The sequence below is a fragment of the Nocardia sp. NPDC004722 genome, assembly GCF_053601505.1.
Genome location: NZ_JBSGBY010000492.1, coordinates 420 through 6540, shown reverse-complemented (window position 1 = coordinate 6540; position 6121 = coordinate 420). Strand labels below are relative to the sequence as shown.

The 6121-nt window shown below is 65.5% G+C and carries 5 protein-coding genes and 1 pseudogene; 4 read left to right on the top strand and 2 right to left on the bottom strand.

The window, feature by feature from the left end; genetic code table 11:
- From ACWELQ_RS34335 to ACWELQ_RS34325, 3 genes and pseudogenes are all read left to right on the top strand, one after another.
- Positions 1 to 496: pseudogene (locus tag ACWELQ_RS34335) on the top strand (hypothetical protein); the annotation flags it as partial.
- 10 nt (positions 497 to 506) lie between these two features.
- The gene (locus ACWELQ_RS34330) at positions 507 to 1019 is read left to right on the top strand and encodes an ImmA/IrrE family metallo-endopeptidase (protein ID WP_379354452.1); all 513 of its coding nucleotides are present in this window, start codon (positions 507 to 509) and stop codon (positions 1017 to 1019) included.
- Positions 1016 to 2047, top strand: coding sequence for a hypothetical protein (locus ACWELQ_RS34325; protein ID WP_452401182.1), 1032 nt, complete (start codon positions 1016 to 1018; stop codon positions 2045 to 2047). The genes ACWELQ_RS34330 and ACWELQ_RS34325 overlap by 4 nt, the downstream gene beginning before the upstream one ends.
- A 599-nt stretch (positions 2048 to 2646) precedes the next feature.
- Here the strand turns inward: ACWELQ_RS34325 and ACWELQ_RS34320 are convergent.
- Both ACWELQ_RS34320 and ACWELQ_RS34315 read right to left on the bottom strand, forming a co-directional pair.
- A complete protein-coding gene (locus ACWELQ_RS34320) occupies positions 2647 to 3063 on the bottom strand; it encodes a helix-turn-helix domain-containing protein (protein WP_011207048.1) in 417 nt (138 codons plus the stop codon).
- A 358-nt stretch (positions 3064 to 3421) separates the two neighbouring features.
- Positions 3422 to 4588 (bottom strand): steroid 3-ketoacyl-CoA thiolase, encoded by a 1167-nt coding sequence (locus ACWELQ_RS34315; RefSeq protein WP_452401181.1) that lies wholly within the window; start codon positions 4586 to 4588, stop codon positions 3422 to 3424.
- A gap of 206 nt (positions 4589 to 4794) precedes the next feature.
- On the opposite strand from ACWELQ_RS34315, the gene ACWELQ_RS34310 reads away from it, so the two are divergent.
- Entirely contained in the window at positions 4795 to 5994 is a 1200-nt protein-coding gene (locus ACWELQ_RS34310; RefSeq protein WP_452401183.1) for a cytochrome P450, read from the top strand.
- Positions 5995 to 6121: the final 127 nt, after the last annotated feature.

Genomic DNA, 6121 nt, shown 5'->3' with positions numbered 1-6121 from the left:
GGAGGACCACGGGGCGTCGTCGCCGGGATCGTGGCTGGTCCTGGCCTGTGCCGGAAACTGGTCCACGGAGGAGGCGGGGCTGGGTTCCGCCGCCGTCTGCGCCTCCCCGCTGCTGCTGTTGCTGATTCCGCTGCCGACACCGCCCGCCGTGGTTCCGCCGGTGCCGCTGGAGATTCCGCAGCCGCCCGCCGTTCCCGCGCTGCCCGCGCTGGTCGCCCCGGCCGCGGTGCCCGCACCGGAGGCCGAGCCCGCGCCGCCCCCGCCGCCACCACCGGCTCCCGTCCCCGCTCCCGTACTGGCGCAACCGAATCCGGATGTGAAGCCGACCTCGAACAACACCCCGATGCCGCCGATCAAGGTGCTGTCGGTGATCGGCGGGCTGATCGCCATGGCGCTGGCCGGTACCGGTTCCGGCGCGGTCAGTTTCCAGAGCGCGTCCGCCGCCCAGGGGCGCGTGGACGCCGCGCGCGCGGCATTCTTCGGACCGAGGGCGTGAGGGGACCGCGATGACCGAGAGCAAGGCTCATAGCATCGGGTCCTACCGGCGGGTGGCCGCCGCGGTGGACGCGGTGTGCGCGGTGGCGGCCGATTTCGACGCCACCGACCTGGACGAGGTGGTGCTCGCCATCTCGGCGGAGCGGCGGCGGCCCATCGAGATCGCCAGTGCCCAACTGGGTCCCGGCGTCTGCGGTCAGCGCCGCAGCTATCCCGACCGCGACGTGATCGTGCTCGCGCAGGCGCTGCCCAGCCGCGAGCACACCCTCGCGCACGAACTCGGCCACATCGTCTTCGACCATCCGGGCGAGGCGGCGACCGAGGTGGTGCTGGAGGCCAGCGACGATCTCATCGCGTACATGCTCAGCCAGCGCGCGCACCAGAAGGCCGTCGACCTGGGTGACGACGAACAGTGCGAGTGGGAGGCGGAGACCTTCGCGAGCATGCTCATGACCCGGTTGCGCGTGTTCAACAGCCGAGGCGCGGGCGTCTCGGTCCTTCGATTCGACGAGGCACTGGGATGACTTTCTGGTTGGTGGCCATGTTGGTCTGGATGGCCTCGGGTGCACGTGTCGGACGCGTGCTGGTGAAGCCCGCGACGACGGCTCGCGTCGCGATCGTGCTCGCGGTGGCCGCCGTCGCGCTCGCGGTGACGGTCGGAGTGCCGGAAATCGGTCTGGCCGTTGATCATCTGGCTCCCGGCGGTGTGCACGGTCAGTGGCTGGGTGATCGGGTGGTGACCGCGGCGTGGATCATGTTCGCCACCGCCACCTCCGTGGTCGCGGCCGCGGCCTGGCCGGTGGTCTCGCGCCGCAATCTGCGCCAGATCGGCATGATGATCTACGCGGGCGGCGCGATCGCCATGATTCTGACGCTGGCCTGGTCGCTCACCTTCGGCTGGGTGATCGTGCTGCTGGAGTGCGTCTTCATCGTGATCACCGGTGTGCGCAACCTGGATTGGACCACCCTGGGCCGCGGCATCGCGCTCTACACCGCGGGTACCGCGGGGGTCGGGGCGTTGGCGGCCTTGTCGATTCGCCGCGAGGTGCGCGACGAGCCGATGCCGAAACCGGGTGACGAGGGCTGGTTCTGGCCGATGTGGCAGCTCGCCGCCATGCTCATCGCGATCGGCGCGGTGTGGATCGTGATCGAGCTGTGGTGGCGAGCACGCGTGCTGCTCAAGCAGATTCGCACCCTGCATCGCGTACTGATCGCCCGGTTCCCCGAGGTGGTGGCCCACGATCAGACCGGATCGGGCACCCAGCTCAAGGCGTCCGACCAGGTCGCGCAGATCATGGACGCGCTCTACCTGCAGTCCGGCGGCGGAATGGAGCTGGCCGCGGCGGGCGCACCGCCGACGTCGGTGGCCGAGCGCGCCCAACGGGTGGCGGATTGGGCGCGGAATCCCTTCGGCGAGGTGGTGATCGACGGCCGCTGGATCTCACCGCCGGCGGGTGTCAGTCCGCGCGGCTGGGTGCAGGCCATCGCCCGCGCCTACGACGCGGCCGCGGCGGGTGCGCCCTCGGCGATTCCGGGCTCCACACGCCGGTAGAAATTTACTAATTCATTACTGTTTCGGAGAGTTGCGCATTACTCGGTGCGGCACCTCCGAGAAGGCTGTCCAGCGCCTCCGAAGTTGATCACGCGAAGATCACTGCGCGGTCTGAAGATCACGGACGCATTTGCGATCTTGTCGCAAATGCGCAAGTCCCGCACCGCGCTGATTGCCAAGGGCGTGGCATTCCGGTGGGTCTTCACGATGAGACTTCGTATCCGAGGTTTCGGCTCATCGAACCCGGCCGTTGTGGCGGTACGGGACTTGCTTGTCTTGGTGCATTGGGGGCGAAACACTCACAGTGCACAAAACGACATAGTGCACAAAACAACTCACTCGACCGACCGGGAACACCCGGGCGGCGTTATGCCAAGTTTGTGCATAATGCACCAGCGCAGGGGTCTACGCCACATGGCCTCAGCGAGCTGAGACCGGTGCTACATCCTTCACACGAACCGTATGGTCCGGCGGGGCACCGGCGCTGCCCTGCAAGCAGCGCCCGAGCCCGCCCTATGTCGAGTCCGGGGTAGGCCCTGTAACAAACCAACACAGTGCGGCCTCCGAGTTAGCCGCACTGTGTTGCTCTGTGGCAGGGCCTATTCCGTACCGTCCGGAGGAATTTCGGGCAGTCCTTCACTTGCCCGCAACTTCTCCGCCATAGAGGTGAGGAGGTTCTGAGATTCTTCGGACAGGTCGAACGCCCTGCTCGACAGACGACGGAGTCCATAGCCCTGCAGCTGGGACAGCAGCTCGAGATCGTGATCGATCTTCGCCGCGTAGATGTCGTTGAAGAAGTAGTCCGGTTTGACCTTGAAGAACTTTGCCAGTGCTGCCACCGTCTCATCCGACGGGTTCGTGCGCTGTCCCGACCGCAACTGCGACAGATACGGTTTCGAGATCGGATGGCCGGATGCCGTCAAGGCGGCCGCCACCTCTGCGTTCGTGTGCGGCTTACGCCCCGGGGGATGCACGGTTTCGAACAGCTTGTTCAGCCGCGCCGCGAAATCAGCCATTGTGAGCCGCCCAATTCCCTTCGCTGTACTAACAGTCGTTATCTCGGATACGTATCATTGATATTAGCGGCTCAGTAACTGAAAACCTACGCCTGATTCGCGATTTCCTTGAAGCTTCTAGGCGGTGATCCGGTTCACCCACTGTGGCTTGGGCGTTTGCGGGCCAACCCCACGGTACTTGCCAAGGGCTTAAGAGCCCCGGTTCTGGCCCGTCGCGAGGGTCTTCCCGGACGGGCCTCGGGTAGCCCTAAGATAGCTGACGTCTCATCTTCTTGTCTGTACCGGAGTTTGTGTGGCGTACGCCACGTTTCACGACAGCTCGGATGAACGTTCAACCTGGCCGAAAATCATTGAGGGACTAGATCCGTTCGATGATCGTCCCGGTCGCGAGAGCGCCGCCGCAGCACATCAGGACCATGGCGATGTTCTTGTCCGAACGCTCCAGCTCGTGCAAAGCCGTTGTGATCAAGCGGGATCCGGTGCTGCCGACCGGGTGGCCGAGCGCGATGGCACCGCCATTAACGTTCACGCGATCGAAATCGGGCTTGTGCACCGAGGCCCACGACAGCACCACGGACGCGAAAGCCTCATTGATCTCGAACAAGTCGATATCCGAGATGCTCATGCCGGAACGCTCCAGCAGTCGCTCGCACGCCTGTACCGGACCGTCGAGCTGGAATTCGGGTTCACCGCCCACCAGGCACTGCGCGATGATGCGGGCGCGCGGACGCAATCCCTCACGCTGCGCGGCCTTTTCGTCCATCAGCAGTACCGCGGCCGCGCCGTCGGAGATCTGCGAGGCGGTGCCGGCGGTGTGAATTCCGCCCTCCACCACGGGCTTCAGCTTCGCGAGGCTTTCGCGGGTGGTGGCGCGCAGACCCTGGTCGCGGCTGATGTCGGCGAACTCGCCGGTGAGGTTGCCCTCCTTGTCGACCTGCGGAGCGCCCTTGATCGTCAGGATCTCGCGATCGAAGCGGCCCTCCTCCCATGCCTGCGCGGCCAGCCGCTGCGAGCGCTCGCCCAATGCGTCCACATCGTCGCGGGTGATGCCGCGCCGCTTGGCGATTCGCTCCGCGCCCTCGAACTGGTTGGGCATATCGATGTTCCAGGTTGCCGGGCGGCGCGGGCCCGCGTGCGTTCCGACGTTGGCGCCCAACGGAACATGGCTCATGGACTCGATGCCGCAGGACAGTCCGACCTCGATGGCGCCGGTGGCGATGAGCCCGGCCACCATGCCCGCGGCCTGCTGCGCCGAACCGCACTGGTTGTCGATGGTGACCGCGCCGGTCTGCCAGGGCAGGCCCGCGTGCAGCCACGCGGTGCGGGTCACGTTGTTGCTCTGCTCGCCGACCTGCATGACACAGCCGCCGACGACCTGCTCGACCAACGCCGGGTCCAGCTCCGCGCGCTCGAGCACGCCCTTCTGTGCCGCGCCGAGCAGTTCGGCGGCGTGCAGCCCGGCCAGCCAGCCATTGCGCTTGCCGATGGGCGTGCGTGCGGCCTCGACGATGACGGGTGTACCCATGTCTGTCCTTCCGGATTAGAACTGCAACGAGTTCACAACCAGTAACGTAGATCTGTTCCGGGTTATTACCCAGTCCCTTCTCTTGTTTTACCTCCTGTGCTTGAATATCGGTAGAACGTGTTTCAGTTGGTCAAAGGAGACTGCTGGTGGTGGACGCTGCAGCCCGGCCCGGAGTGCCGGATGGATTCGATGTCACCGACCCGGAGATGTGGGCGCAACGGGTACCGGTCGAGGAACTCGCCGAACTGCGCCGCACGGCTCCTATCTGGTGGAACCCCAAGTCGCCCGAACGTGGCGGCTTCACCGACGATGGCTTCTGGGTGCTGTCCAAGCACGCGGACGTCAAGACCGTCTCGCGCCGCGACGACGTGTTCTCCACGTACGAGAACACCGCCATCCCGCGGTTCCAGGACGACATCACCCGCGAACAGATCGATCTGCAGCGCTTCGTCCTGCTCAACAAGGACGCGCCTGAGCACACCAAGCTCCGCAAGATCATCTCCAAGGGCTTCACCCCGCGCGTCATCAACGGCCTGCGCGCCGAATTGACCGCCCGCGCCGAGGCCATCGTGAAGGCCGCCGCCGAATCCGGTACCGGCGACTTCGTCGAACAGGTCGCGGCCGAACTGCCGCTGCAGGCCATCGCCGAACTGATCGGTGTGCCGCAGGAAGACCGCATGAAGCTGTTCAAGTGGTCCAATGACATGACCAGCTACGACGATCCGGACAGCGACGCCGACCCGGTGGTCGCCTCCACCGAGATCCTGGGCTACTCGTATCAAATGGCCGAGGCCCGCCGGGCCTGCCCGGCCGACGATATCGTCACCCAGCTCATCGAGGCCGATATGGACGGCGAGGCGCTGCTGCCGGAGGAATTCGGCTTCTTCGTCATGATGCTGGCCGTCGCGGGCAACGAGACCACCCGCAATGCCACCACCCACGGCATGATCGCCTTCATGGAGAACCCCGAGCAGTGGGAGCTCTACAAGAAGGAGCGGCCCAAGACCGCGGCCGACGAGATCATCCGCTGGGCCACTCCGGTCAGCTCCTTCCAGCGCACCGCGCTCGAGGACGTGGAAGTCGGTGGCGTGCAGATCAAGAAGGGACAGCGGGTGGTGCTGTCCTACCGCTCGGCCAACTTCGACGAGGAGGTGTTCGACGATCCGTTCACCTTCAATATCCTGCGTGATCCCAACCCGCACCTGTCCTTTGGCGGCACCGGCGCGCACTTCTGCATCGGCGCGAACCTGGCCCGGCTCGAGATCGACATCATCTTCAATGCCATCGCCGACCACATGCCCGACATCACCAAGCTGGGTGACCCGCGTCGCCTGCAGTCCGGCTGGCTCAACGGCATCAAGGAATTCCAGGTCGACTACACCGGCGGCTGCCCGGTAAAGCACTGAGCCGCAGATGATTTGATCCGCCCTGCACCCCTCTCACTCTCAGGGCGGAGACAAAAGAAGCGGGGGGGGGGGGGTGAGCCCCAGAGCCACGGGGAGGTGGTGTGTGGTGGTTAGTTTTATGTTGGAC